Annotated in this window: 20 protein-coding genes; 14 read left to right on the forward strand and 6 right to left on the reverse strand. The window is 59.5% G+C overall.

Annotated features, from left to right (window positions below; all coding sequences use genetic code 11):
* The first annotated feature begins 150 nt into the window (after positions 1 to 150).
* The gene (locus Poly24_RS23555) at positions 151 to 933 is read left to right on the forward strand and encodes a hypothetical protein (RefSeq protein ID WP_145101463.1); all 783 of its coding nucleotides are present in this window, start codon (positions 151 to 153) and stop codon (positions 931 to 933) included.
* 70 nt (positions 934 to 1003) lie between these two features.
* Here the strand turns inward: Poly24_RS23555 and Poly24_RS23560 are convergent, their stop codons facing one another.
* Positions 1004 to 2083 carry a beta-ketoacyl-ACP synthase III gene (locus Poly24_RS23560; RefSeq protein ID WP_145101465.1) on the reverse strand — a complete coding sequence of 360 codons (1080 nt, stop codon included), beginning with the start codon at positions 2081 to 2083 and terminating at the stop codon, positions 1004 to 1006.
* A 234-nt stretch (positions 2084 to 2317) separates the two neighbouring features.
* Here Poly24_RS23560 and Poly24_RS23565 point away from each other — a divergent pair, with 234 nt between their 5' ends.
* Positions 2318 to 2728 carry an OsmC family protein gene (locus Poly24_RS23565; protein ID WP_145101467.1) on the forward strand — a complete coding sequence of 137 codons (411 nt, stop codon included), beginning with the start codon at positions 2318 to 2320 and terminating at the stop codon, positions 2726 to 2728.
* 153 nt (positions 2729 to 2881) lie between these two features.
* Here Poly24_RS23565 and Poly24_RS23570 read toward each other — a convergent pair whose 3' ends face one another.
* Positions 2882 to 5356: a hypothetical protein gene (locus Poly24_RS23570; RefSeq protein WP_145101469.1), complete on the reverse strand. Its 2475-nt coding sequence runs from the start codon at positions 5354 to 5356 to the stop codon at positions 2882 to 2884.
* Between the two features lie 283 nt (positions 5357 to 5639).
* Positions 5640 to 6581 (reverse strand): lysophospholipid acyltransferase family protein, encoded by a 942-nt coding sequence (locus tag Poly24_RS23575; protein ID WP_231753315.1) that lies wholly within the window; start codon positions 6579 to 6581, stop codon positions 5640 to 5642.
* 231 nt (positions 6582 to 6812) lie between these two features.
* Between Poly24_RS23575 and Poly24_RS23580 the strand changes: the two genes are divergently transcribed.
* The 7 genes from Poly24_RS23580 (at position 6813) to Poly24_RS23610 (ending at position 14316) form a co-directional block, all read left to right on the forward strand.
* A complete protein-coding gene (locus tag Poly24_RS23580; protein ID WP_145101473.1) occupies positions 6813 to 7571 on the forward strand; it encodes a sugar phosphate nucleotidyltransferase in 759 nt (252 codons plus the stop codon).
* 49 nt (positions 7572 to 7620) lie between these two features.
* Positions 7621 to 8574 (forward strand): ribose-phosphate diphosphokinase, encoded by a 954-nt coding sequence (locus Poly24_RS23585; protein ID WP_145101475.1) that lies wholly within the window; start codon positions 7621 to 7623, stop codon positions 8572 to 8574.
* Positions 8575 to 8621: 47 nt separating this feature from the next.
* Positions 8622 to 9425: a Nif3-like dinuclear metal center hexameric protein gene (locus tag Poly24_RS23590; protein ID WP_145101477.1), complete on the forward strand. Its 804-nt coding sequence runs from the start codon at positions 8622 to 8624 to the stop codon at positions 9423 to 9425.
* A gap of 202 nt (positions 9426 to 9627) precedes the next feature.
* The gene (locus tag Poly24_RS23595) at positions 9628 to 10380 is read left to right on the forward strand and encodes a glycosyltransferase family 2 protein (protein WP_145101479.1); all 753 of its coding nucleotides are present in this window, start codon (positions 9628 to 9630) and stop codon (positions 10378 to 10380) included.
* The gene (locus Poly24_RS23600) at positions 10377 to 12029 is read left to right on the forward strand and encodes a hypothetical protein (protein WP_145101482.1); all 1653 of its coding nucleotides are present in this window, start codon (positions 10377 to 10379) and stop codon (positions 12027 to 12029) included. Before Poly24_RS23595 ends, Poly24_RS23600 begins: the two co-directional genes overlap by 4 nt.
* 33 nt (positions 12030 to 12062) lie before the next feature.
* Complete coding sequence (locus Poly24_RS23605; RefSeq protein ID WP_145101484.1) at positions 12063 to 12962, forward strand: hypothetical protein; 900 nt, start codon at positions 12063 to 12065, stop codon at positions 12960 to 12962.
* The gene (locus tag Poly24_RS23610) at positions 12955 to 14316 is read left to right on the forward strand and encodes an ArnT family glycosyltransferase (protein WP_197452126.1); all 1362 of its coding nucleotides are present in this window, start codon (positions 12955 to 12957) and stop codon (positions 14314 to 14316) included. The genes Poly24_RS23605 and Poly24_RS23610 overlap by 8 nt, the downstream gene beginning before the upstream one ends.
* A 19-nt stretch (positions 14317 to 14335) precedes the next feature.
* On the opposite strand, the gene Poly24_RS23615 is transcribed toward Poly24_RS23610, so the two are convergent.
* Both Poly24_RS23615 and Poly24_RS23620 read right to left on the reverse strand, forming a co-directional pair.
* Complete coding sequence (locus Poly24_RS23615; protein ID WP_145101488.1) at positions 14336 to 15628, reverse strand: MFS transporter; 1293 nt, start codon at positions 15626 to 15628, stop codon at positions 14336 to 14338.
* Positions 15629 to 15641: 13 nt separating this feature from the next.
* Positions 15642 to 16643 (reverse strand): TauD/TfdA family dioxygenase, encoded by a 1002-nt coding sequence (locus Poly24_RS23620; protein ID WP_145101490.1) that lies wholly within the window; start codon positions 16641 to 16643, stop codon positions 15642 to 15644.
* A 303-nt stretch (positions 16644 to 16946) separates the two neighbouring features.
* Here Poly24_RS23620 and Poly24_RS23625 point away from each other — a divergent pair, with 303 nt between their 5' ends.
* The 3 genes from Poly24_RS23625 (at position 16947) to Poly24_RS23635 (ending at position 23134) form a co-directional block, all read left to right on the forward strand.
* On the forward strand, positions 16947 to 17993 hold the full coding sequence (locus Poly24_RS23625; protein WP_145101492.1) for a Gfo/Idh/MocA family protein: 1047 nt from the start codon (positions 16947 to 16949) through the stop codon (positions 17991 to 17993).
* Positions 17994 to 18294: 301 nt separating this feature from the next.
* Positions 18295 to 21558, forward strand: coding sequence for an LPS-assembly protein LptD (locus Poly24_RS23630; RefSeq protein WP_145101494.1), 3264 nt, complete (start codon positions 18295 to 18297; stop codon positions 21556 to 21558).
* A 190-nt stretch (positions 21559 to 21748) separates the two neighbouring features.
* Positions 21749 to 23134, forward strand: coding sequence for a phospholipase D-like domain-containing protein (locus Poly24_RS23635; protein WP_145101496.1), 1386 nt, complete (start codon positions 21749 to 21751; stop codon positions 23132 to 23134).
* A 51-nt stretch (positions 23135 to 23185) separates the two neighbouring features.
* Here Poly24_RS23635 and Poly24_RS23640 read toward each other — a convergent pair whose 3' ends face one another.
* Complete coding sequence (locus Poly24_RS23640; RefSeq protein ID WP_231753316.1) at positions 23186 to 24100, reverse strand: YihY/virulence factor BrkB family protein; 915 nt, start codon at positions 24098 to 24100, stop codon at positions 23186 to 23188.
* Between the two features lie 413 nt (positions 24101 to 24513).
* On the opposite strand from Poly24_RS23640, the gene Poly24_RS23645 reads away from it, so the two are divergent.
* Together Poly24_RS23645 and Poly24_RS23650 are read left to right on the forward strand one after the other, a co-directional pair.
* Positions 24514 to 24873 carry a hypothetical protein gene (locus Poly24_RS23645; RefSeq protein ID WP_145101500.1) on the forward strand — a complete coding sequence of 120 codons (360 nt, stop codon included), beginning with the start codon at positions 24514 to 24516 and terminating at the stop codon, positions 24871 to 24873.
* Positions 24874 to 25128: 255 nt separating this feature from the next.
* Positions 25129 to 25842 carry a phosphatase PAP2 family protein gene (locus Poly24_RS23650; protein WP_231753317.1) on the forward strand — a complete coding sequence of 238 codons (714 nt, stop codon included), beginning with the start codon at positions 25129 to 25131 and terminating at the stop codon, positions 25840 to 25842.
* Positions 25843 to 25981 lie beyond the last annotated feature (139 nt).

Genomic DNA, 25981 nt, shown 5'->3' on the forward strand with positions numbered 1-25981 from the left:
GTGTTGAACGCTAGCGTTTATATTTCCTGAAGAGCGTTACCCAGTAAACCCGATTTACGCAGATATTCGGAATCATCTGCGCATCTCCGTTGTGCCGTTTTGCGCCGCATCGTCGCGCTTAAAAGAGTCACGTCGTTTGGGTCCTGAGATATGTCTTATCACGAATATTGGCGTCTACAGCGACTGCCATTTGGCCAAGTCAATGGACGCGAGGATTTCTACGAAGGCACCAGTCAACGCGAGGCGATTGCGCGACTTCGCTTCCTGGTCGGCAACGCCCGCTCGGTCGGACTGTTGATCGGCGGGACAGGATCGGGTCGCAGTTCGCTGTTGCGTCATGTCAGCCGCAACGTGCTGTGGAGCGGGGCGATCGTGGAACCTGTGCTGATTTCGGGGCGCTGTGACACGCAAGCTGAATGGCTTCACCAACTCTCCGGAGCCTTGTGCGCCGACCCCACCCTGCACACCTCCGACGCCTGGCGTCGGATCTGCGACACGATCGACGCGGCCAGTCGGCAGGACGTCTTCACCTGCCTGCTGGTGGATGATGCCACGAATCTGGTGGCCGAATCAGTCAGCGCGCTGATCAATCGCTCGCGGCACGTGACCGCCGTACTCGGCTGCAACACGGAAGCAGCGGGCGGATTGGTCCATCGCATCGGTGGCTGTCCGCTGCGGATCGACCTGCCCCACTGGGCGCTCTCGGATTCGGCGGGCTTCATTCGCCAAAGCATCGCCGATGTGGGAGGCGATCCAGAACTGTTCAACGATGCCGCGATCGTCCGTTTGCACGAATTGAGCGAAGGCCGCGTGGCGACATTGGCTCGATTGGCGGAACTGTCACTGCTCGCCGGTGCCGGCTCGCGAGCGACGCAGATCACGCCCGAAATTGTCGAAGCGATCCAAGACGAGATGCTGGTCGCCGCGGCATAAACGCTGAAACATCACGCGTGCCGGCAAAACGCAAGGTTAGGAAGAATCGGTCACCGAGGCCAATCGACGTCTACCAGCGAAGCACCGCGGTGCCCCAGGCAAGCCCGGCGCCAAAACCACACAGCAGGGCATGTTGCCCACGCTCGATCTTGCCCGCACGCACCGCTTCATCCAACGCCAGCGGAATGCTTGCCGCACTGGTGTTGCCATAGCGATCGACGTTCACAAAAACGCTCTCGCGATGCACGCCGAGATCGGAAACGGCCGAATCGATGATCCGTTGATTCGCTTGGTGCAGGATGATCAAATTCAAATCATCGGGCCCCATTCCCAGTTCGTTCAGGACATCGATCGAACTTTCCGCGACCACGCGTACCGCCCACTTGAAGACCGCCCGGCCGTCCATCCACAGATAATGCCGCCCCTCGTTGAAGGCATCGGGGACCAACGGGGTTCGCGATCCGCCAGCGGGAATGCACAACATCTTGCCGCCGCAGCCTTCGCTGCCCAATGTGTATTTCAACAGCCCCGCCCCTTCGGGCTTATCGGGAACCAATAACACCGCCCCAGCTCCGTCACCGAACAAAGGGTAGGTCTTCGGGTCGTGCGGGTTGATCGTGCGGCTCATCAGGTCGGCCCCCACCACCAGCACTTTCTTGGCATTGCCCGCAGCAACAAATTGTGATCCCGTCACCAAAGCGTACATGAATCCCGCACAGGCCGCGTTGACATCCATCGCCGGAGCAATCGCTCCCAACCGCCGTTGCAAATGACATGCGGCCGAAGGCGTGGGATGATCGGGAGTCATCGTCGCGACCAAGATCATGTCGACCTCCGACGCGTCGACACCGGCATCTTTCAAGCACCGCGTGGCGGCTTCGTACGCCATGTCGCTGGTCGCTTCATCGGGCCGCGCTTTGCGCCGCTCGCGAATACCGGTGCGTTTGATGATCCATTCGCTGTCGCAACCAAGACTGGCAAGATCGTCGTTCGTGACAATTTCGCTGGGCGCATACGAGCCGGTCGAGGCAACGCGAACTCCCAGAGCTTGCCCAAGTCGGCTGCGGCCTCCTGTTTGGGTTAGCGGCGCAGAACCGCGACTCGATACGGGGCGGGTTGCAGCGGTAGAAGATTCGGTAATCTGTGACATTCGATAAGACGCCGAGAGCGAACGCGAACAAAAAGGGCCAGCAATCCCGTGCGGCGTGCTGGCATGGACCTCCACTATAATACACAAAACCGACGATTTGCGGCAGACGGACACCCTTGACGGCAACATTCCGCCAATGGAAGGCACCGACTTGTGCTCGATGTCCATACCGTCGTACATTCGGGAGCGTTATCCCCCATCCCCGTCTCTTTCGTGTTGTTTTGGAGTTTACCAGTGGTCGAGATTCAAGTGGAATACCAAGGCGGGCTAAGATGCCAAGCGGTTCACGGCCCCAGCGGCTGCCAGCTGTCGACCGATGCCCCGGTCGACAACCAAGGGCGTGGCGAGTCGTTTTCACCCACCGATCTAGTGGCCACTGCGTTAGGCACTTGTGTTAGCACGATCATGGGCATCTATGCCGATCGCCACGATTTGAATCTCACGGGAATGAAGGTTCGCATTGAAAAACACATGTCGGCCGACCTACCACGGCGAATCATGCGGCTGCCGGTAGAAATTCGTCTCCCCATCACGCTGGACGAACGCCATCGCACGGCGATCGAAGCAGCTGCGAGGCTCTGTCCCGTGCACCAAAGCTTGCGTGCCGACATCGAAGCGCCGCTGGTATTTATCTACCCGGAATAAGCGGCAAGGCGACGCTCACGAGCTTAGAAGCCCACCGGTGGGCCGACAAATCACCCGCCGCGACAACCTGCGTCCCGCGAACCGTGGTTCGCGGGTTCGGGTCGTCCCAACTTTCTCACGGAGGAGATAAATCTCCCCCCAACGAAAAGCTAGCTATCGCTCCAGTACCGACAGGGGCGCCGGCGGCTCTTCCCAGCGAAGATCTTTCGCCGCCAGCTTGGTATCCCATTTTTTGCCTGCCGCAGCCCGACGGGGCCCCGTTTCCTGGGGACGGAAATTCAGCGTCGTGCCGGTGATTTCGCGAAGATTCTCCAACGCCAACACACGAGTCGTCAGAGCGCCGTCGTTGAGTGCTTCGATCAATTCGAAGTCACCACCGCTAGCAAGCTGTGCGGGAGAATAGCCCCACAACAACCGATACTGCCTCGCCGCTTGAGCCGCATTCATGCGGGCTATCGAATCGCGAATCGCAGTCGCGTTTTGGCCCCCGCGATCCAATTGCGACTGGAGCGAAACGAAATGTTCTTGCCAGTGTGATCTCTGAGCATCGTTCTCAAAAATTCCCTTGGTCCCAAAGTAGACATCCGAAATACCCAGCATCAACAGCGAACGGGCAGCGAGCGCTGCCACTTCGGCACGGCGAAATCCAACCGCTTCACGTAGCGTGATCTCGATCGTCTTGGTTGCGTCGATCAATTCCAACATCCCCTTCCGCGACATGCTTTCGATCGAAACCGCGTTCGCTTCGGGAGCTTTCGTCCACGCAGGCGGCTCGGGAAGATCGCTAGCGGCCTCTTCGGTCCCCACCTGACTCCAACGAACGGGCGCGGTCAGCGACACTTCCTCGATCCCTTCGAGCATCCAATCAGCGGTTCCCGCCAAGACTTGAATGGCGACAACCGGTTGGATCGCCTCAGCCGCTGTTGGATCGGCTCCCGGTGCCCGAAAGACGGTCACTTGAATGGCGGCTCGGGATTCAACCGTCGGCAGATGTAAAGTTCCCCGCCGGCCGGCCAAATTCAGCGCGACCGTCGCATCGGGCGTCGCCGATTCGATCATAAATCGACCATAGTCTAGGTTGATCGTGGGCGATGCATCGGTCGCCGGTTCAAACGAAAATTCGGCTTCTCCGACGCTCGTCATTGCCACGCCATCGGCTAACAAAATCCGGCTGCGGAATGTGGGTGCATTCACCAACGTCGTGCCCGAGAACACCCCAGCCCCCTTCTTCACGCGATCCCAGCCAGCATCGGATCGTGAGACCAGAATCGTATCGCCCGATTCCAACACCCCCATTTGCGTGGCCGCAACAACGGGCTTAGGCATCGCCGCCGGCGCGGCCTCAGTTTCCGAATCCGCCGCATCGGCTGGTTCCATCGCGGGATCAAGCGTAGGCAAAACCACAGGACTTGCGGGCTCCGCATCGGCCCCAGTCGCTGACATCGCTGGCTTCGCAGCCGAATCCACGCCGGCAGGCTCCGCAGCAGGAACCGTCGAACCGACGTTAGGCTCGGGAACGGTTGGCACCGTCGTCGTCGGCGCAATCGCTGCCGCATCGCTACCTGCTGGCGCGGGCGACATCGACTCCGACGTCACGGAATCGGCCGTCGCCGTCGGCAAATCGACAGGTTCCGGCGGGGCGGATGCGTCGACGTCGGTCTTGTTGGGGGTGCCCGTCGCTGGGGGCGGCGTATCCACTGACGAATCGGCTGCCGGAATTTCAACCGCCGAAACGTTCCCCCCTGCAGATCCCGAAGCCGAGCTACGCTTGACCGGGTCTTCAACGACGACTTCGCCCGGCGATTCGCCGACGGGGCCAAAGCCTGGCGCTGGCATGTTCTCACGCTCGATCTGCAACGGATCGTCGGACGAATACGTCGAAGAGGAATCGGAGGCCAATCGCGAGACCGGCTGAAAGGCCTTGGCGATGATGAACAACAACACCGCGCACAACCCCAGCGTCATCAACCAAGGCAGGATCCGCGACGGGCGACCGGCTCGCAAATATTCGGGCACATCGGGGCGACGCGGCGAAAGCCCCGCGGGGTGCCCGTTGGGCGCTGGCTGCGTCGCAGCTGCCGAACGAAAAGGAACCGCCATGGTCGCAGCGGCGTCGATTCCGGGAGCCGTCTTCCTTTCCACCGTTGCGGCATCCGAGATGGGCAAGTCCAACGAAGCGACCGATGGATCGCTCAACGATGGACCATCGGAGCGGACGACCGTCGCTTCTCCAGCAGCCGCAAGACCTTGCGAAAGCTGGTAGATCCGATCGCGCAACCCATGCGGAACCAACGCCGGTCGCGAGAGGACAAGGGTCAGGATCTGATGGCAGGCGGCCGCTTCGGACATGTGCACGTCCGATTCCAACAGCACCCGCTCGACTTCCGGAATCCGTTCGCCCGGCAACACGTTATCCAAATATTCCGCGATCGTGTTGGCGTCTTCGATCGGATGGACCGCACCGACCGCGGGGGTCCCCAGATCGGTGCGCTGGATCGACGCCTTGATCTTGTCGGCCAATTGAGTCGCATAAGGACTGTCGCGCAGCTTCGCCGAAAGCGCTTCGTTCGCCTCTTCGGGCAACACGTGGTCGAGATACGCTAATAGAGTTCGAACGGTCAAACGCATGGAAAGGATTCCCGAATAAGCCAACAGCGGTCGCGACGGCAGCCGGTAGGGCAAGCGATCGCGGAAAAACCATCGGCCACGCGATCACGGTCGATGTTCTCCCACCTTGGTTAGTGGGCCGATGTCGCGGATTCCGTACAAGAATCTTGGAAATTCGGGAAAATTGCGTTTCCGATCTCGCGTTCCAACGCAACGACGGCATCGAAGCACATCGCGTCCACCGCGTCGCTTCCAAGCCCAGCGACTTAAGAACGTCGATGGTCTCGGCGTGGGACGCTCGAAATCAAGCAGCTTGTCGCGCCGCCATCTTATCCATTCGTCGTTGGATCTTCTCGGGAACCTCGCGCCAACGGCGGTGCATCCACCAGTATTGCTCGGGGCTCAGCGCGATCGCTTTCTCCAGACGCTCGTTGTACCAACAGGTCAGCTCGGTCACGCCCCCCAGCTCAGGCCCGGCATCGCGCGGATCGGCGACGCCGTTGCAGCCGATCTCGAACTGCATCGGACGTGTCGTCCGGCGAGCGTAGAAAACGGCCATTGGCGCGTCGTTGGCTAGGGTGAACAGTGCCAGGGCCTTGTGGCACGAGGTCGGTTTTCCAAAAAAGTTGACCCAGCAACCGCGGGCACCAGCAAATTGATCGGCCACCAACGAAAGTGTACCGTTGGCTTCCAAGTGCTGTTGAATGATGTCGGCCGAGCCATCTTTGTCGACAAGCATCTGCCCGTGCATGCCGCGGAACTGGGTGATGTAACGATGCAGGAAACGGTTGTCCAACGGACGGGCAACGGTCATCGTCGGAATTCCAAACAGTCCGGTCGCGTAGCCGCCGATCTCAAAATTGCCATAGTGTCCGCTGACCAAGACCATCGGCCGGCCTTCCAAAAACGGACGCAAGAAGAGCCCCGAGGTGGGGAAATCGAGCATCTGCCGCCAATTGCAAAGATGCAATCGCCGCCGAGACCAAGCGATTTCGCAAGCCATCATCACCAGGTGCGCCCACATTTGACGGCGTGTGCGATCGATTTGTTCGTCGCTAGCATTCGGGGATGCAATCCGAAGATTGGTGTCGATCGTCCGGCGTCGGAGCTGTAAAACGTCGGAAAGCAAGTAGGCCAAACCATTGCAAACCGGTTGCATCCGCTGGACCGACAGCGTTTGAATCACCGCAAACAGCGACCGCACCAGGAGATAGACGGCAAAATCGATAGCGGTCTGCTTGTTCACGCGACGTCGAATCCTTTTCCTTACCCAAACCGTTCGCCCCCGTCGGGGCAGCTTTTGCCGGTCCTCGAATGTCGGCCTATTGTGTCAGGACCTTCTCCCTCCGGAAAGATCAGTCGGACCGACAGCAAAACCGACTCGCTTTACTGGGGTATCCCCGGTGTTCACTGGACTGTGGGCATGGCAAGATACTCGCCTTTCCCCGACCCGTCCTTTTCAGAGCCCCTTGCAGATATGAATGCTCCCATTGCTGTCGTGCTCGCCGCTGGCAAAGGCACTCGAATGAAGAGTGAACTGGCCAAGGTTTTATTCCCAGTTTGCGGTCGCCCGATGATCCACTTCGTGATCGACGCGTTGCAAGCCGCCGGAGTTGCCAAGACGATCGTCGTCGTCGGCCACCAGCAGGAGAAGGTTCGCGAGACGCTGCAGGATCGCGACAATATCGAGTTCGTGGTTCAAGCCGAACAACTGGGGACCGGCCATGCCGTCCAAGTCTGCCGCGAGAACTTGCAAGCACACGACGGACCAGTGATCGTCCTGGCGGGCGATTCGCCGCTGCTGCAAACCGAGAGCCTGAAGACCTTGCTGGCGGAATTCGAAAAGACCGCTCCAGCACTGCTGCAGGGAACGTTGCACAAGGCCGATCCAACGGGGCTGGGACGGATCGTCCGCGATGCCGACGGCCGTTTCACCGGGATCGTCGAAGAAAAGGATGCCACCGACGCACAGCGGAAGATCACCGAAGTGAACATGAGCACCTACATCTTCAATTGCCGCGATCTGCTCGACGCGCTGGGACAATTGAAGCAGAATAACAGCCAGGCCGAATATTACCTGACCGATTGTGCTGCGTTGCTGGGCGCTGCCGGCCGACCGGTCGAAGCGCTTCCGGTGCTCAAGGACTGCGAAGCGTTAAGCATCAACACCCGCGAAGATCTTGCCATGGTGGATGCCAAAATGCACGAGATGGGCTACGCCGATAACGATGCTTAATTTTCCTGCCTCTCCACCTCCCCGAATGCTTCAGCAGCGGACTTCTAAGATGCGTGAACTTAAGATTTTCAGCGGTCGAGCCAATCCCGAGCTCTCGCACAATGTCTGTAACGAATTGCATCTTTCTCCGGGAGCGATCACGTTGGGGAAATTTCCCGACGGTGAAAACTTCTGCAAAATCGACGAAGACGTTCGCGGCCGCGATGTCTATCTGGTCCAACCGACCTGCCCCCCGGTCAACGATCATTTGATGGAGCTGTTGATCATGATCGACAGCTGCAAACGGGCTAGCGCTCAACGAATCACCGCCGTGATTCCGTACTTCGGATACGCGCGTCAAGATCGTAAAGACGAAGGCCGCGTGCCGATCACCGCCAAGATGGTCGCCAACATCATCACCCGTGCCGGCGCCGACCGCGTCCTAACGATGGACCTGCACGCGGCTCAAATCCAAGGCTTCTTCGACGTCCCCGTCGATCACCTCTACGCCGCCCCGGTGCTCAACCAACACTTCCTGGAACAGAACATCAACCCCGATGATCTTGTTGTCGTCAGCCCCGACGAAGGGAGCATCAAGCGGGCCGTTGGCCACAAGGAACGCCTGGGCGGTCATCTGGCAATCGTCGACAAACGTCGCAGTAGCGCGACCGAGGTCAAACAAGACACGATCATCGGCTCAAGTGTTGAAGGGAAGATCTGTTTGATGTTCGACGACATGATCAGCACCGCCGGATCGATTTGTGGGGCCGCTTCGTTGGTGCATCAGTGGGGTGCGAAAGAGATTCACGTTGCGGCCACCCACGGTATCTTCTCTGGCCCCGCGATCGAACGCATCAAGGCCTCACCGATCGACAGCATCGTGATCACCGACACGATTCCGCTGACGCCCGGTAAGATGTTGCCCAACATCAAAGTCCGCTCGGTTGCGATCTTCCTAGCCGAAGCAATCAAGCGGATCCACAACGATCAATCGATCAGCGCGATGTTCCGCAACAAAAAGTAAACCATCGCTCTCCCCGTACTCCGCGAAGCACAAGGCGCCCGCCCACCATGCCGCTCCAGATCGAACACGTCTGCCAGTCGCTGGCCGCGGTCGCTCCGCTGCGACTGGCCGAATCGTGGGACAACGTGGGGCTGTTGATCGGCGATCGCCGACGCGATTGCCGGCGCGTGATGACCTGCTTGACGATCACCCCCGACGTCGTTGCCGAAGCGACCGACCAACAGGTCGATCTGATCGTCGCGCACCATCCATTGCCCTTCAAACCGATCGCTCGGCTGACCACCGACTCGACGGCCAGCGGAATGGTGCTGGAACTGGCGGCCCATCGGATCGCCGTCTACAGCGCCCACACAGCGTTTGATTCGGCCCGGCGTGGGATCAACCAACAATTGGCCGAAGGCTTGCAGTTGACCGACATCGCTCCTCTGCAAACCGATCCGGCCGACACTTCGGAGACGCCCGACGGGAGTGGTCGTTATGGCCGCGTGGCAGCGACGACGCTGGAACAGATCATGCGTCGCGCCGCCGACTTTCTGAAACTGCCCAACGTCCGCTACGTCGGCGATCCCGACGCCGCGGTCACCAAAGTCGCCTTGGCCTGTGGCAGCGGCGGATCGTTTCTGGACGCCGCCCGCCGCAAGGGCTGCGATTGCATGCTCACCGGCGAATCCAACTTTCACGGCTGCCTAGAGGCCCAATCGCAGGGGATCGGGCTGATCCTGGTCGGGCATTACGCCAGCGAACGCTTTGCGATGGAACAACTGGCCGACCACCTGATTCAAGAGCACGACGAGCTTACCGTCTGGGCAAGCCGCAGCGAATCGGACCCATTGCGCCAGTTTTCTCTATAGCGAATCGTCCGATTTCTGCGATCCGCCCGATCGGCTGCGTTTGACCTTCGGCCGCTCCGGTCTAGAATGCGGTCAGCGAACACTGGCTGCGTTCCTACCATGCTTACAGCGAGATCGAATTCGCCCAGCCGTTGCCCGCACCACTGGGAGCGCTGGCCATTCGATCCTCTCGCTCGTTCATCCGCTCCACGAAGGAAATCCAATGACAGCTCCAGACAAGTGGCTATGTGCCCTTCCGGTCTACAACGAAGTCAACTTTGTCGATGAAGTCCTGGATAACGTGGCCAATTACGCAGCGAATATCTTGGTCGTCGACGATGGTTCCAACGACGGCACCGACGCCCGGCTGGCCCAGCGAACCGACGTCACGGTCGTTCGGCACCCCGAAAATCGTGGCTACGGCGCGGCCCTGACCACAGCCTTTGAATACGCGATCGACAACGGGTACGACGTCGTCGTCACGATCGATTGCGACGGCCAGCACCAACCGGTGCGGATCCCCGATTTTGTCGCCGCGGCCAGCCAAGCCGACATCGTTTCGGGCAGCCGCTATCTGAAGATGTCCGAAGACGACGACGCGCCGCCGGAAGAGCGGATGTTGATCAATCGCAAGATCACTCAACAATTGAACCGTCGTCTGGGACTGAAGCTGACCGATGCGTTCTGCGGTTTCAAAGCCTATCGCGTCGACGCGTTGCGGAAGCTGCGGATCACCGATCCTGGGTATGCGATGCCGTTGCAATTGTGGGTCGAAGCGGCATTGGCCGATCTGTCGGTCGTCGAACTCGCCGTCCCGCGAATCTACTTGGATCTCAGCCGTTCGTTTGGCGGATCGTTGGACCACGCGGAAACCCGGCTGGCGTATTATAATCGTGTCCTGGAAGATGCGATTACGTCGGCCTGTCGTGAAGGTCGCAAGCTGCCCCGACGCCGAGAACTGTGCCCCGACGCGTGACCACGATCAACGAAGAACCCTATCGATCCTACCGCGTGCCGCGGGCCCACCGCGATTGGTTGATCGACCCGCCGCTGGATGCGAACGCCGATGCGTTGGCAGAAAATTTGCGCAACGCCGCCGATTGGAACCTGCAGATCGGGGGCCAGTCGATCGCGTCGTTTCGCAAACGCGCACGCCATGAATTGATCCACACCGCGATCGATTACGTCTCTTCGTATCGCGATCTGCCCAACATCTGTTCCAGTTGTTCGACCGATCGGCCATTGGTCATGGCCGGTCATCAACCCGAACTGTTCCATCCGGGCGTCTGGTTCAAGAACTTTGTCCTCTCCCAGTTGGGACAGTCGCTGTCGACGATGGCGATCAATCTGATTGTCGACAACGATATCTGCCGCGCTCGATCGATCCGAGTCCCGACGCTGCGCAGCGGCAAACCGGCGACCGAGACGATCGCTTTTGATCGTCCTTCCGCCGTCGTCCCCTACGAAATGGCGGATATCGACGACCGCGAGGCGTTCCAAACGTTCGGCCGCCGCGTCGCGCGAACGATCGCTCCCCTGGTCGACCATCCCTGCATCGAACAACTGTGGCCCGAAGCGGTCCAAGCGGCAGATCGGACCGGCAACATCGGACTTTCGCTGGCGCAATCGCGTCACCAAATCGAATCACAACTGGGACTATCGACGCTCGAGGTTCCGTTGAGCCGATTGTGCGAAGGCCCCGCGTTTTGCGAGTTTGTGCTCCATCTGATCCGCGAACTACCACGGCTGCACGATTGTTACAACGAATCGGTCGTCGCCTACCGGATCGCGCATCACATCCGCAGCAACTCCCACCCCGTGCCCGAGCTCGCTTGCCGCGACGGTTGGTACGAAGCGCCGCTGTGGATCTACGACGAAACGAATCGCCAACGCCGGGCGCTCTTCGCGCGAGTCAGCGACGAAAAGATCGAGCTGAGCGATTTGGCATCGACGCATTTGACGATCTCCAATCATGGCGATCCCTCCGCGACGGCAGCGGAACTGCTTGAGCGACTTCAGAATAACGTGCGGCTTCGTCCCCGCGCGTTGGTCACGACGATGTACGCTCGACTGGTCCTGTCGGATCTGTTCCTGCACGGCATCGGTGGCGGCAAATACGACCAATTAAACGATACGATCATCCGCCGTTTCTTCGACATCGCGCCACCGCACTTCACCGTCCTCTCGGCAACCTTCACTCCGCTGGGCGAATCGGTTGGAAGTGATGACGCCAGTTCGGATCAACTGCGTCAATCGATCCGCCGCACGCGATTTCAGCCCGAACATTTTGCCGATCAAGCCGATCTGCCGATCGATCTGGTGCAGGAGAAGCGTGAACTGTTGAGCGACATCCCGCCGCGTGGCGACAAACAGTCGTGGCATGATCGGATCACCGCGATCAACACCGACCTGTCGGCTCGTCTGGATGACCTCCGCTGGCAACTGGCCGATCAATTGAACCAGGTCAATCGTCGCGAAGCGCAACGACGCCTGCTCTCATCGCGCGACTATTCGTTTTGCATCTACCCGTTGCAGGAGATGGGAGAGATGTTTGCCGCCATCGCGCGCGGCGAAGCGAATCCCCTTGGCCAGCAAGAGGTCGCGACGACGCCGCGGCACGCTTGATCCTGCCGCCGGTCACAGCCAACGTCTGCTCGCATGAACCGAATCCTGCACTCGCAATCGCAACACAACCTGCAGTCTCGCGACGGATGGGATTGTGCTCGCGAGCACCGCCGCCGCGTGATGGCGATGCTGTTGGATAACGCTTCGCCATCGAAGCGCTTGTGCGTTCTAGGAGCCGGAAATTGCAACGACATCGAACTCCCCGAACTCGCCGATGCCTATCGCGAAGTCGTGCTAGTCGATCTCGACGGCGATGCGATGTTGCGTGGAGTGGAGAAACAATTCTCTGGCGCCTCGTCGCCACAGCGGACTGCAAAAATCAAAACCGTCGTCGGCGACCTGACTGGAATTTCAGAGCTGTTGTCGCAAGCTGTCGATGCGCCGCAGGATGTCGATTCGATCGTCGCTGCGATCGAAGACCGATTGCAGCAACCGCCCGACGCCTTGCGGACGGAGCGTTTCGATACGGTCGCGTCGGTCTGTCTGTTGAGCCAGTTGGTCCATAGCGTCACCGAAACGATCGGGGCACACGCACAGTTGCTGTCGATCGTTCAAGCGGTCCGGCAACAACATCTGCATCTGTTGCGACATCTGATGCAGCCCGGCGGCCGCGGAATCTTGATCACCGATTTCGTTTCATCGCTGACCGCGCCCCAGCTGCCTCATGTTCCGAGCGACCAAATGCCGCAATACGTTCGACAATTGCTGAACCAACAAAACTTCTTTACCGGTCTGAATCCGGCGGTACTCGCCCACCAAATGCAAACCGATTCGCAATTTGCCGACGGACTGCAGCGATTGCAATCGACATCCCCTTGGATTTGGGACTTCGGACCGCGACAGTATGCGGTGTGTGGATTTCAGTTCGACACCCGCCGCGACGCCCCGCCGGACGCGAGCCCTCAACCACCGCAAAGAAACAACGATGTCTGATTCCGCCCGCTGCTGCAGCCTGCCTCTGCGGTTGATCCTGCCGTTGATGTTGCTTGCCTTATTGGTTCGCGGTGGCGTGATGGCGTGGCGGTACGATCATTTGCAGCAGGATCCCGACGCCTACCGCTTGCTCGCGGAGAACCTTGCCAATCACAACGTCTATGGTCAAGTCGACGCCGACGGGCAAGCGCGTCCCACCGCCTTCCGGCCTCCCGGTTATCCGTGGCTGCTCTCTTGGTTCGTCACCGACGGACAACTCGGTTCGCCAGCAGCGGCCGCGCTCAATCTGGCCTTTGGTTTGGCAACGGTTGGCCTAGTCTTCGCGATCGGATCGCGGCTGCAGTCCCAGGCGACGGGCTTTGTCGCCGCGGCATTGGTTGCGATCGATCCGATCCTGCTGGGTCAATCGACGCTGGTGATGACCGAAACGCTTGCGACGATGTTGGCTGCGCTGATCTGGTGGCAGTTTCTCCGCAACGAAGCGACGCTGCAGCCTGCCGGCACCTCAACGTCAACGCTTGCCTGGTCGCTGGCACTAGCCGTCGGCTTGGCCGCGGGGTTCTTCTGCCGGCCGGTCTTTATCGTCTGGGCCGCCTGGATGTTGCTGATGCTGTTCCTGCGAGGCCGACGTCAAGTCGGACGAACGGCGATCACGATCGCAACCGTTGGATTGGTGATGCTCCTTGCCGTCGGTGGCTGGACGTGGCGGAACCAATCGGTGATGGGCAAACCGATCTGGGCGACAACGCATGGCGGATACACGCTGCTGCTGGGGAACAATCCTTCGTTTTACGAATACCTTGCTGAAGCAAAGGTCGGCGAGAAGTGGGACGCTGCATTTTTTCACCGACGGTGGGCCGATCGTTTCTCCGCCGACCCACGGGAGCCAGCCTTCTGGACCGCCGAAACGATCGACACCTCACACGCGGCGGCTCCCTTAGGTGAGATCGACGACGATCGCCTGGCCTACGAATCTGCCAAGGCGACGATTCACCGACAGCCACAAATGTTTGTCGCCAGTTGCCTGGTGCGGCTCGGCCGGTTGTGGTCGCCGATGCCTCACGCCGGCGATTACTCGAACCTGCTGCGCTACGCCATCGGCAGCTTTTATGTAGCCCTTTTCGCCTGCTGCCTGCTGGGAATCTGGCGACTCGGCCGACGCCTGATGTCACCGGCTTGGATGGCGATGCTGCTGTTAGCCGTTGCGCTCAGCTGCGTCCATTCGATCTACTGGAGCAACATGCGGATGCGGTCGCTGGCCACGCCGCTGATCGCCGTCGTGGCAGCAGTCGGAATCCTCGGCGATCGCCAGCGACAATCTTCCCAGACCTCGCCAATCGTTCCGCTGGAGTAATAACGACTGCCTAGCAACGCTATTCGGGAAGCTCTTGGTTTCGCGTTTCGGGCATCATCAGAATGATCACCACTCCGACCAGGAACAGCGTCGACAGTCCCAGCACTGCGTACCGCAGCTGCATATCGGGCTGCTCTTTTAACCACCCTGAAAACAACAGCACTGGAACGGCAAGCATTCGACCGCCGTTGAAGCAGAAGCTGGCACCGGTCGCTCGCAGATGCGTCGGGAACAACTCGGGAAAGTAGATCGCGTAACCGGCATGCATGCCGAGGGTCAAGAAACCGAAGACTGGCAGAATGAAAAGCATCTGGGTGTAGGACTGCGGAACAAAACAAACGACGGGTACGATCAGCAGGGCCAGCAATTGAAAGCCGACGAAGGCGGGCTTGCGGCCGAAGCGAGCGGCGATCGGGCCAAAGGCCAGCAGCCCCAGTCCGCCTCCGGAAGCCTGCACGATCCCATAAGCGAACTTCGCCATCCCGCCGACGTCTTCCGCCGCGGTCCCGGTCCGCAGCAACAGCTCTTTGACAAGATCCTGCCCGGCGACCGTAACCGACCAAAACGTCCCCAACCCGACAGCGGCAAGCATCAGGCCGCCAAAGGCGCGGCCCGACCAGCGAGGGTTCAGCAACAGATCGCGAAAACTGCCGGCGAGATGTTTATTCGATTGTTCCGCCTCTTGATCGACCTGCTGTTGCCAACGCTCCGGTTCTTTCACACTCGCCCGAACCCAGACGATCAGCAGCGCCGGCAGCACCCCCAACAGGTACGCGTTCCGCCACTGCGTTGCAACCAAGATTCCGGCCAACGCGGCCAACCAGGTTCCCAGGATGCTCGACGCATGGAAGATACTGGCCGCTTGAGCCCGTGCTTTGCTCGGAAAGACCTCAGCGACCATGCTGGCGGCCACCGCCCATTCGCCCCCAATTCCGAGCGCGACCAAAAATCGCAGCACGCCAACTTGATAGATATCGTTGGCGAAATAGGTTAGTCCAGAAAAGATCGAATAGAGCAGGATCGTGACGATCAGGATCGGCCGCCGACCGTAGCGATCGGCCAGCGAGCCAAAGACCAACCCACCGACGGTTCCTCCCAACAAGAAGATCGCGAGAAACCGATCCCCCCAACCTTTGACCGCCGCCTGGTCGCCCTGCAACAGTTCCGACAGCATATCGCCTCGGGTGATGTTGAAGATCTGGCCTTCATAGACATCGAACACCCAGCCCGCCGATGCGATGATCAAGACCAACCACTGGTAGCGCGAGATCCCGGAATACCAACGTGTGGTATCGGTCTGAGGACTGGACATAATATTTCCGGGGCTAGACGGTGGCGGCAAACGAATGCGTGTTCATTTCGGCAAGCGACGCGACCACTTTACGCGTGCCGACAAATGGCGATCGAGCGTGCATCGTGACCGTGTTGTCGAGGATGACCACATCGCCGACCTGCCATTCCAAATCGAAGGCGAGCTCTTCGGCCAACTGGGCCGCTCGGCGAACCGCATCCCCATCCAACGGGCTTCCGTCGGCATGGCGAATCGCACCCGACGGATCGTTGCTCGGATCCTTCCAACCGCAATAGGCAGCGATCATTTGATTGAAGAAGCTCTTGCGACCATTGCCGAGATCCATCACCGCGGGCAGCGGAGGGGTCGTCGCTCGCAAGCTCTCCCCTTCGAGCCACTCCCAGGAATAATTCAGCTCGCGGAGCCGCGCTTCGGCCCCCTCGCGATCGGCAACGCCCAGCGTGCTTCGCCAGCTGCGTCCCATCCCGCTATTCGCATCGTCATCGTTGGGCATCACGTTGGTATAGGTGAGTCCCTTCTGCTCGCAAGCTTGGGCGAATTCGGGGCACTCCGCCGCCAAGCGTTCCCACAACACATCGCTGCGGCAGATCGGCGTCGCACCTCCCTGGTCGGCCGCGATTTCGCAACTGAACATGATCCACTTGGGGAACAGCGGCGTTTGCGCCATCTCGTGGTGGAAGTAGATCCGCACTTCGGGTGGCGCTTCGTTGGCGGAGAAAACCCGATCGGTCCGATTGATGCGAACCGCGTTGGAGAGCGACTTCTTGTAGGGGAAGTTCTCTAACCGAAGCGACTGGATGATCGCATCGAAGCCCTCCGCATTTTCGACCGGGAAATCGCGAAGCAGCACGGCGCCGTGCTGGTTGGCAAGACCAAGGATCTCGTCGCGGTGCTCCGCAACCCAATCGGACGCCGCGGCAAGCGTCGCGTCGGGCTCCGAACAGACAAGTGCATAGGGGAAGACCGAATCGCCGTAGGTCTGTTGTTTGTCGACCGGCGCAGGAGCGATATTCATGATTGAACTCACGTGCAGAAAGAGCAGTGGCATTCACGTCCGGCTGGGATTTCGTCGCGGCAGTTGGGGGAGGGACGACGTTCACGATCGCGTGGTGAGCAATTGTGAGAAACCCTGTGGGGCGCAAACGGAAACTTTGGAGGGCGGGTGGTAGCGATCGAGCTACAAGCAATAACATAACCGAAATAGAAGGCCGCGTGGTCGTCTGTGCAAAAAACAAGCGACGCGTATTTTGGCAACTGGGCGGGCGGTTGGTCCAGCGGATCTGCTTCAGCAAACCATTTGAGAAAAGGAAATTGAGGGATGAGTGATCGACCGGTGAGATTTGGGCTGATCGGATTTGGAGCCTGGGGCCAACATCATGCAAACGCGATTACCGTCACCGACGGAGCGGAACTGGTGGCGATCGCGGCTCGCAGCGACACATCGGTCGCCGCGGCGAAAGAGAAGTATCCCGACGCCGCGGTCTACAACGACTACCGCGAACTTGTCGCGCGCGAAGATATCGACTTTGTCGACGTTGTCGTCCCCAGCCACTTGCATCACGCGGTGGCAACGGCGGTCTTGCAAGCGGGCAAGCATCTGCTGTTGGAAAAACCAATGGGCGTGTCGATGGACGAATGCGATGACATGATCCGGATCGCAAACCAGCAGAAGCGATTGTTCGCCGTCGGCCACGAACTGCGATTGTCGTCGATGTGGGGCAAAGCGAAGGAACTTATCGACGAAGGCTTTATTGGCGATCCGCTGTACGCATTGGTCGAACTGTCTCGAAACCCGTATCGCCAGGGAGCCGATGGCTGGCGATATGATATCGATCGCGTTGGCAGCTGGATCCTAGAAGAACCGATCCACTTCTTCGACCTTGCCCGCTGGTATCTGGAGCGTTCGGGGCAGCCGGAGCGAATCTATGCGACCGCTAATTCGCGGCAACCGGGGCGTCCCGAACTACAGGACAACTTCAGCGCGATCATGCACTTCAGCGGCGGCAGCTATGCCGTCGTCTCGCAAACCTTGGCCGCGTTTGAACATCACCAGACCGCCAAGATCACCGGAACCAAGGGCGCGCTGTGGGCGTCGTGGTCCGGTGCCCAGGACCGCACGCGGCACCCGACCTTCTCGCTGCGCGGATTCGATGGGAACGAGGTGGTAACGATTCCGATCGACAAGCCGACCGGCGAGCTTTTCGAACTCGAAGACCAAGTCGCCCGAGTCGTCCAGGCGCATCGCAGCGGCGTGCCGTTGCACTGCACCGCCGAAGATGGCCGCTGGTCGGTCGCGATGTGCTTGGCCGCGGAAGCCTCGGTTCGCTCGGGAAACATCGTCTCAATCGGCGACTATATAAGCTGACCGCAGGGGATTTGCTTGCATTCGAAACGGCGTCCATTGTGTCCCGGAAGTTAAAAAACTTTCTGTGGCTTCGATCGGACCTGCTGTGGAGAGCTGCGAAAACGCGGAATTCTGAGGATGCTAGCAGGTGAGTTTGATGTTGTGGCTCGCATGTTTCTATTTCTATACTCCGCCCCGATTCTCCCCGGTATCGCTGCGCACGAAGCGGCAGCGATCGAATCTATTTTTGAACAGGTAGCTTTTGAATTTGGGCACGGACGCCAGCCAAAAGCGTGTGCGAAGGCACTGCGAAAAGCGAGGTTTGAAGACTCTTCAAACTGCCGCGATGGTAGCGTGCGCGCTCGCCTGGTCCCTGTTTGCAACGGTTTGCGTCGGCGTCGAGATCGAATTGCCACCGGTCGATCCATCGGATCGGATCACAATTCGGGGCGACCAGCTGTCGCGTTGGACCGAAGGGCAATATGAAGTCCTGCACTTCCAAGGGAATTGCCAGATCGCACAAAACGGTCGCCAAGCGACCGGCGGACAGATGATGCTGTGGGTCGACCAACAGGGTCCCGATTCGGAGATCCCAACCAAGGTGATCGCTTACCTTGAAGATGGCGTCGAGGTGCAGTTCGGATTCAACATCAGCAACCAAAAGCTGCGCGATCAAAATTGGCTGGGCCGATTTTACTCTCGCTTGACGCCCGACGTCGCAGCGGAGCAAAAACGAGGCGAACCGGAGAACAAGCCGGCGATCTTGGATCGGATGCGCATTGCTCACGGCCAAGGAGATCGCTTTCCGATTCAACAGGTTCAATTCGAACTGCCCCCTGGCGGCAACACGCAGCCTGCGGCACCGCAATTCCAAACTGCGCCGCAGCTTCCACCGCAACAACCAACGACCCCACCGAATCTACCGGTACCACCGAACCTGCCTGCGCAAAACTTGCCTCCGCAAAACAACTTACCACCACCCAACCTGACAGTTCCGCCTAGCGGAGTCTCACCGCCAGGTCTGGTTCCCGATCTGCCTCCACCACCGATGATCACCGGCAACGTCGCGCCACCTCAACAGGGAGCGATGGGGGCCGGTGGGTTGAATTTTTCGATCGGCGCACAAGCTGTCGAAATCACTTCCCGCGGCAGCACCACCCCGACCCAGATCCAGACGATCAACCGTCCCAACACCGGCGAAACCGTGGTCGTTGCCAGCCAAGGCGTGACGGTTGTGATTCGCGACGTTCAGGCGCAAATGGCGGGGGGCGGATCGTTCGATTTGGGAGCGATCACGATCTCGGCCGACCGCGTGGTCGCTTGGTTGCCACTTCTTCAAAACCTGGAGATGTTCGGTGGCAGCCAGCCGACAACCGGGATCGATGGCGAGCTTTACTTGGAAGGAGACATCGTCTTCCGCCAAGGTGAACGGATCATCTATGCCAAGCGGATGTACTATAACATCGCGCGGCAACAGGGCGTTGTCTTAGCGGCTGAAGTGATCGCAACGACGCCCCAGTATGACGGGCTGGTACGATTGAAAGCCGACGTGCTGCGGCAAGTCGGCCAGGGGGACTTTATCGCCAACGGAGCTGCGGTAACGACCAGCCGCCTGGGAACGCCATCGTATTGGCTGCAAAGCGGCGAGGTTCGTTTTACCGATCGAGAGGAATCGGCGGTCAACCCGTACAGCGGAGAGGCGACGGTGATCGATCGCGACATGCGGGCGACCAGCCGTAACAACTTCGTCTACGTCGGTGGCTTTCCCGTGCTGTATTGGCCCGTCTTCGCGACCAATCTGCAGAATCCCAGCTATTATCTGACGGGTGCAAAGGTCAAAAACGACAGCATCTTCGGAACGCAAGTCTTCCTCGACTTCGACGCTTATCAATTGTTTGGTGTCGACGCGCCGCTCGAAGGGACCGAATGGGAACTGTCCGCCGATTACCTGAGTGATCGCGGCCCCGCGGCGGGAACGCAGTTTCGCTACTCCCGCCCCGACCTGCTGGGAATCGGTGGCCCGGTCAACGGATTCGCCGATGCCTGGGGCATTTACGACACTGGACTCGACACGCTCGGTAGCGATCGACGCAACATGACGCCAGCCCAGGAAAACCGCGGCCGCGTATTGTGGCGTCACCGGCAATACTTTGCCAACGACTGGGAAGTCACGATGGAAGCGGGGCTGATCTCCGATCGCAACTTCCTGGAACAGTATCTGGAACAGGAATGGGATCGCGACAAGGACCACACCACCGGTGGGCACCTGCGCAAATACTACGACAATCAATTGTTTGATTTCTCGGCGAAGGTTCGGGTCAACGGATTTTTTACCGACAACAGTGAACTGCCTCGCTTCGACCACTACCTTTTGGGATCCAGCTTGCTGGGCGATCACTTCACATGGTCGTCGCATACCTCGGTCAGCTATACCAAGTTGCAGGTCGACGTGGTCCCTTCGGATCCGACCGACGCTGCCAAGTTCACGCTGTTCGAATGGGAAAAGGACCGCGAGGGGCTGCGCGCTTCATCGCGTCAGGAGCTGGCGATGCCCTTGCAGTTGGGCGCTGTCAAAGCGGTTCCGTTTGTCTCGGGCGAAGCCGCCTATTGGGGCGAGGCGTTGGATGGCCAAGACCTCACCCGGTTCCTGGGCCAAGCGGGCATCCGCGGCTCGCTGCCGATGTGGCGATTGTCCCCTCAGGTGCAGAGCAGCCTGTTGAACATCCAAGGGCTGGCGCACAAGGTGGAAGTGCAGGGTGAATTCTTCTTCGCCGAAGCGGACCAGAACCTGGATCAGTTGCCGATGTACGACCAATTGGACGACAACGCGCAGGAACAATTCCGTCGCCGGTTCCTATTCAACACCTTTGGCCTGCCAGCAGGCGCTCCGCTGCCGATTGCATTCGACCCGCGGTACTATGCCGTTCGGATGGGCCTGCAACGAAACGTGACAAGCCCCACAACGGAAATGGTTGACGACCTGATGCAGGGCCGAATTGGGCTGCATCAAAACTGGCAAACCAAACGTGGCTTGCCCGGCCGCGAACGGATCGTCGACCTGGCTCAGTTCGATGTCGATCTGTTTGTCTATCCGAACGAGGATCGCGACAACTTGGGTGAAGTCGCCGGACCGTTGACGTACGATTTCCGCTATCACGCGGGCGACCGGGTGACGCTGCTATCGGATGGCTATTTTGACTTCTTCGCCGACGGACTGAAGTCGGTCAGCGCGGGTATCCTGACCAGCCGTCCGGGCGTCGGAAATATCTACGCCGGAATTTTGTCGCTTGAAGGACCGATCTCCAGCAACGTGTTGCAAGGGGCCGTCGATTACCGGTTGAACGAAAAATGGATCCTTTCTGCCGGATCGACCTTCGATCTCGGCGAGGTCGGAAACGTCGGGCAAGAACTGGGCATCACGCGCGTCGGCGAATCGGCCCTGATCCAAGTTGGCGTGACGGTCGACAGTGGCCGCGACAACGTCAGTTTCAACTTTCGCATCGAACCGCGGTTCTTCCCCAACCGCAAACTCGGGCGTCTGGGCGGCCAGCTGATTCCGCCGCCGGGAGCCGAGGGGCTCGAATAACGGCAACCGATCCGCGACTGACCTAACGGGCATCGCGCCGCTACCGATCGGTTTGGCACGAAAATCGCTACACAGGCGTGGCACGCATCGCGAACCGCGATGTTGCTGTAGAACGACCGCTACCTAAATACCAAGGGTGGCGCCAGCTATACCCGGTCCCGCCGTTTACCCCTCGATTGTTGGAGCCAATATGATATGGATCGTCGCTTACGTCAGCAGTGTCGTCGGCGCGTTTTTGACGATTCTCGCCATGACAATCATCCGCAACGATCAACGGCACAGCATCGGCCGCATCGGCTGGCTCGGTCTGGTGCTGCTGTCGCCACCCATTGGATTGATCCTGTTCCTATGGCTCGGCGGCCGCAAGATCTCTGCTGAACACGAGACCCGCGACCTCGTCGATATTCCGGCACAGCCGGGGAACGATGAGCCGCCACGCGACGATTTCGAGGACCTTCTGCTGCATCGCGGCCTGCATCGTCCGACCGCAGGGAACCAACTCCGCCTGCTCGCGGGGGTCGCCGAAACGCGAGCTGCCTTCCTGGAGCTTATCGATTCGGCGGAAGAAGCGATCTATGTGACAACATTCATTTTGGATGATCGCGAAGCCGCCAACCGGATCGTTGACCGCTTGTGCGCGCGGGCGGAAGAAGGACTTCAAGTCCGGCTGATGTGCGATGGATTTGGATCGTTCCAAGTCTCCGAGGAGCAATTGGAACGAGTCCGTAGAGCCGGTGGCAAGGCGGAGCGGTTTAAGCCGATGTCGCAGCTGAGTCGGCTGGCCTACCTCAACTTCCGCAACCATCGCAAACTGGCCGTTGTCGATGGCAAACGGGCGATTCTTGGAGGGGCGAACCTGGTGCAGGAACAGATCGCTCCCCACGCCGACGAGGATAGTTGGTTGGATTTGAGTCTCTGGATCGAAGGGCCCGCCGCGGTGCAATTGCAGGCGGTCTTCTGCAGCGATTGGAACTTCGAAACGAAAGAAGACTTGCCTCCCACAAAACTGGAGGACTACGACGGCGAGAAGGCGAAACATGGGGCGCGGCTGACCGTCATGCCGATCGGGCCTGATGGCCCCGATGTCATCTTGGACGACTTCTGGCTGTACGCGATCCACCAAGCGAAGCAGCGGATCTGGATCGCGACTCCCTATTTCATCCCGCCGCCACTGGCGATGCGTTCGCTCGAATCCGCGTGCCGACGCGGCGTCGATGTGCGGATCATGGTCCCTCAAGAGAGCGACCTGCGGCCGGTCGACTACGCCCGTTTCGACTACTTCGACGATCTCGAAGAACTCGGCGCCACGCTGCTGCGGTATCCGGACAAGATGGTCCACGCGAAGGTGGGAATCGTCGACGATCGCGTTGCGCTAGCGGGGTCGGCCAATTTTGATCTGCGTTCGTTTTTCCTGAACTACGAACTTTCGGTTGTCGCCCACGACAGCGAAACGATTGCGTTGCTAGCCGATTGGTTCGACGCGATGTCGAAAAAGTGCGCCCACGGAGTGACCGACCGCTCCCGAATCCGCGCCGTGATGGCGACCGCGGTGCGGATGTTTGCATCGGAACTGTAGAGCAAGGCGACGGGATCCAATCGCTCGCGAGCCCGCTCGCCATCGCAGTGGCTAACTGTGCCGCTGGATCGATTCGACGACGCGAACCGCATGTGAATCGGGACGGATCCCGCCACCATAGACCGATGCAAACGCCTGCGTCGCTTCAGCTCCGAACAGGAAGATCATGCTGCTGTAGTAAACCCAGACCAGGATCACCGCCAGCGACGCGGCGGCCGAACCGAGCTGAGCTCCCGGATCGCTGTTGGACAGGTACCACTGCAATCCCAGCCGTCCTGCCAGGAACAACAGCGTCGTGATCAGTGCTCCCACCGCAACGTCCCGCCACACCACCTTGGCATCAGGCATGAACTTGAAGACTGCCGCAAAGATCACAAAGGTGACGACGAACTGAACGCCATCGTTGATCCCGCGAGCAAACACTTCGTCCATCCCGATCACGCTCGACAGTCGTTCGCCGATCGCCGACAGGATCGTCGACACAACCAACGAAACCAACAACAGGAACCCTAATCCAAGGATCATCGCCAACGAGAGCAATCGCTTGACGAGGATCGTCTTCATGCTCGACCTCGCCGGATCGGGGCGAACCGACCAGACGCGGTTGAGCGAACTTTGGATCGCCCCGACGACTCCGGTTGCTCCCACCAAGATGCCAGCGAAACTGAGCATTGTCTTCCACCAATGCCCCCCCGCCTCGCTCTCGCGTTGCAGAATGTTTGCGATCTGTTCGGTTGCGACTTCGTTGCCCAACAACTGAGCCGCCTGCTGCTCGAGCAGTGCCCGCGCTTCGGTCTCGGCCTCGCCATTGTCGTACGCCAACGAAAAACCGAACACAAGAATCGTCAACAACAAATACAACATCGGTGGCAACGCAAAGATCGTGTAGTAGGCGAGCGCTGCCGAGAGCGTCGTGCACTGATCGTCGACAAAACCTGTGAACGTTTCCTTGATTACCTTAAACACTCGTCTTCCAATCGATAGTTCGCCCCACCGCGAAGCGCGGCACTGCAAGATTTCCAAATGCCGCGACATTGTACGCGGTAACGCGACGGAGCGAATCGGATCTCCGCCGCCAGTAACAACTTCTGGTCATATTTCGTTGCAACTCATATGCCAAAGCTAGCGAGGCGGGTCTCGCGCCCTAGACGGTCACCGCGGCAGCACGATCGACAGAGTGCTGGCGGAACATCGAGCAACCTGGTCGCTGCCACTCCTGTCAGGCCACCGCTGGCACCTGAAATCCGAACCGGCACGCAAAATGCAGATACGTCACTATCTGGGTCCAACCCATTTGCACCCCGCAGTGTGGGCTCGCTTCATCAGCGAGTGCCAAGTCGACCGACGGGGCAATCACGAAGCGATAGAGGAACGATCGAATGAGTCACGAAAAAAATATCGAAGTCGAAGGCCAACTTGCCGAACTGACCAAGCTCTGCTGCGATTCGCTCGAAGCCGACCGCGCGTCGCTCCCCGAACGGATCGAACCATTGCTGAAATCGCTGCTGATGAGCGGTTTTGAGCGGCAGAAGAAACAACCGCTGGGGGTCGAATTGGAGGCGAGGATCCTTGCTGCTTGTGAAGGTCGATCAACGCAACGTGGAGCCGAGATTCGAGGTGTGGCGAATCAGGTCCAACGCAAGTACGATTACCTGGTCCGGTGGGAGAGCAGCCACCCGAAGGATCCGCAGAAGCAAGGCACCCAACCGGCCAACATCAGCTCCGCGACCGATTCGTAAACGCCACTCGGGCCCCTGTGCTCCCGCACGAAGCACCGAGATTAGAGTTGGTCGCCATTGGCGCCGCGGAAGCATGGCCCCCCAAGCCGATGGTTATCCCGTTCGCGGTGCCAAGCGGCGCGTGATCGCGCACGGTTCTGCCAAACAAAGCTATCCCAGCTTGGTCGCCTAGAGACGATCGCCCCAAATCCCGCCGCGGCTTCCAGCGACGACTAATGCTCGACCGCAGACAATCCATCAAAGGATACGCATTCCGTGCTCCGTAACGCTCCGCGACATCTGCGTTCTTGGACCGCCTCAGGAATCAAATACGTGCGCGGTCGCGAACCGATCGTTCTGATCGCGTTGTTGTTGGTCGTGGCGGTCAGTTGGGGATTTATCGAATTGGCCGACGAGGTCAACGAGGGGAGCACCGGAGACTTCGACCGCTGGGTTGTCCGATCGATGCGACAAGCGGATGATCCGACGCAACCGATTGGCCCCCGCTGGATGCGAGAGGTCGGCCGCGACATCACGGGGCTCGGCGGCGTGTCGGTTCTTTCGATGTTAATTGCGGCGGCTGCCGGATTCCTGGCGATCCACCGAGCCTATCGAACGATGGTCGTATTGCTGGTCTCCACAATCGGAGGGATCATCGTCAGTTCGTTGCTGAAACAGTTCTTCGCTCGGCCGCGCCCCGACATCGTGCCTCACCTGGCAGAAGTTTATACGAGCAGCTTTCCCAGCGGCCATTCGATGATGTCGGCGGTCGTGTATCTAACTCTGGCTGCCCTGTTGGCACCAGTGTTGAAACATTTCTGGGTGCGAGTCTACGTGCTCGGGCTGGCCGTGCTGGCGACCGGACTGGTCGGAATCAGCCGTGTCTACCTGGGCGTTCATTATCCGAGCGATGTTCTCGCTGGCTGGGCTGCCGGTCTCGTTTGGGCCGTGGGTTGCTGGTTGGTCGCGCGACGGTTCGCGTTGCGATAAAACCGGCACACGGTTTGCATCTGTGTTTCATCGCAAAGGTAACTAACGGTTGTTACCGACCGCTGCGACAACGAAAATGAAGACACACAAACGATGCCCTCTCGAATCGACGTTCCATTGCTTCACACCTCACGCCAGA

Origin of the sequence: Rosistilla carotiformis (assembly GCF_007753095.1) — a bacterium.
GTDB lineage: Bacteria > Planctomycetota > Planctomycetia > Pirellulales > Pirellulaceae > Rosistilla > Rosistilla carotiformis.

What these genes read in the sequence shown, in the direction of transcription:
- Poly24_RS23555 (WP_145101463.1), top strand. Translation starts at nt 151, where the DNA reads ATGTCTTATCACGAATATTGGCGTCTACAGCGACTGCCATTTGGCCAA.
- Poly24_RS23560 (WP_145101465.1), bottom strand. Translation starts at nt 2,083, where the DNA reads ATGTCACAGATTACCGAATCTTCTACCGCTGCAACCCGCCCCGTATCG.
- Poly24_RS23570 (WP_145101469.1), bottom strand. Translation starts at nt 5,356, where the DNA reads ATGCGTTTGACCGTTCGAACTCTATTAGCGTATCTCGACCACGTGTTG.
- Poly24_RS23580 (WP_145101473.1), top strand. Translation starts at nt 6,813, where the DNA reads ATGAATGCTCCCATTGCTGTCGTGCTCGCCGCTGGCAAAGGCACTCGA.
- Poly24_RS23585 (WP_145101475.1), top strand. Translation starts at nt 7,621, where the DNA reads ATGCGTGAACTTAAGATTTTCAGCGGTCGAGCCAATCCCGAGCTCTCG.
- Poly24_RS23590 (WP_145101477.1), top strand. Translation starts at nt 8,622, where the DNA reads ATGCCGCTCCAGATCGAACACGTCTGCCAGTCGCTGGCCGCGGTCGCT.
- Poly24_RS23595 (WP_145101479.1), top strand. Translation starts at nt 9,628, where the DNA reads ATGACAGCTCCAGACAAGTGGCTATGTGCCCTTCCGGTCTACAACGAA.
- Poly24_RS23605 (WP_145101484.1), top strand. Translation starts at nt 12,063, where the DNA reads ATGAACCGAATCCTGCACTCGCAATCGCAACACAACCTGCAGTCTCGC.
- Poly24_RS23610 (WP_197452126.1), top strand. Translation starts at nt 12,955, where the DNA reads ATGTCTGATTCCGCCCGCTGCTGCAGCCTGCCTCTGCGGTTGATCCTG.
- Poly24_RS23615 (WP_145101488.1), bottom strand. Translation starts at nt 15,628, where the DNA reads ATGTCCAGTCCTCAGACCGATACCACACGTTGGTATTCCGGGATCTCG.
- Poly24_RS23620 (WP_145101490.1), bottom strand. Translation starts at nt 16,643, where the DNA reads ATGAATATCGCTCCTGCGCCGGTCGACAAACAACAGACCTACGGCGAT.
- Poly24_RS23625 (WP_145101492.1), top strand. Translation starts at nt 16,947, where the DNA reads ATGAGTGATCGACCGGTGAGATTTGGGCTGATCGGATTTGGAGCCTGG.
- Poly24_RS23635 (WP_145101496.1), top strand. Translation starts at nt 21,749, where the DNA reads ATGATATGGATCGTCGCTTACGTCAGCAGTGTCGTCGGCGCGTTTTTG.
- Poly24_RS23645 (WP_145101500.1), top strand. Translation starts at nt 24,514, where the DNA reads ATGAGTCACGAAAAAAATATCGAAGTCGAAGGCCAACTTGCCGAACTG.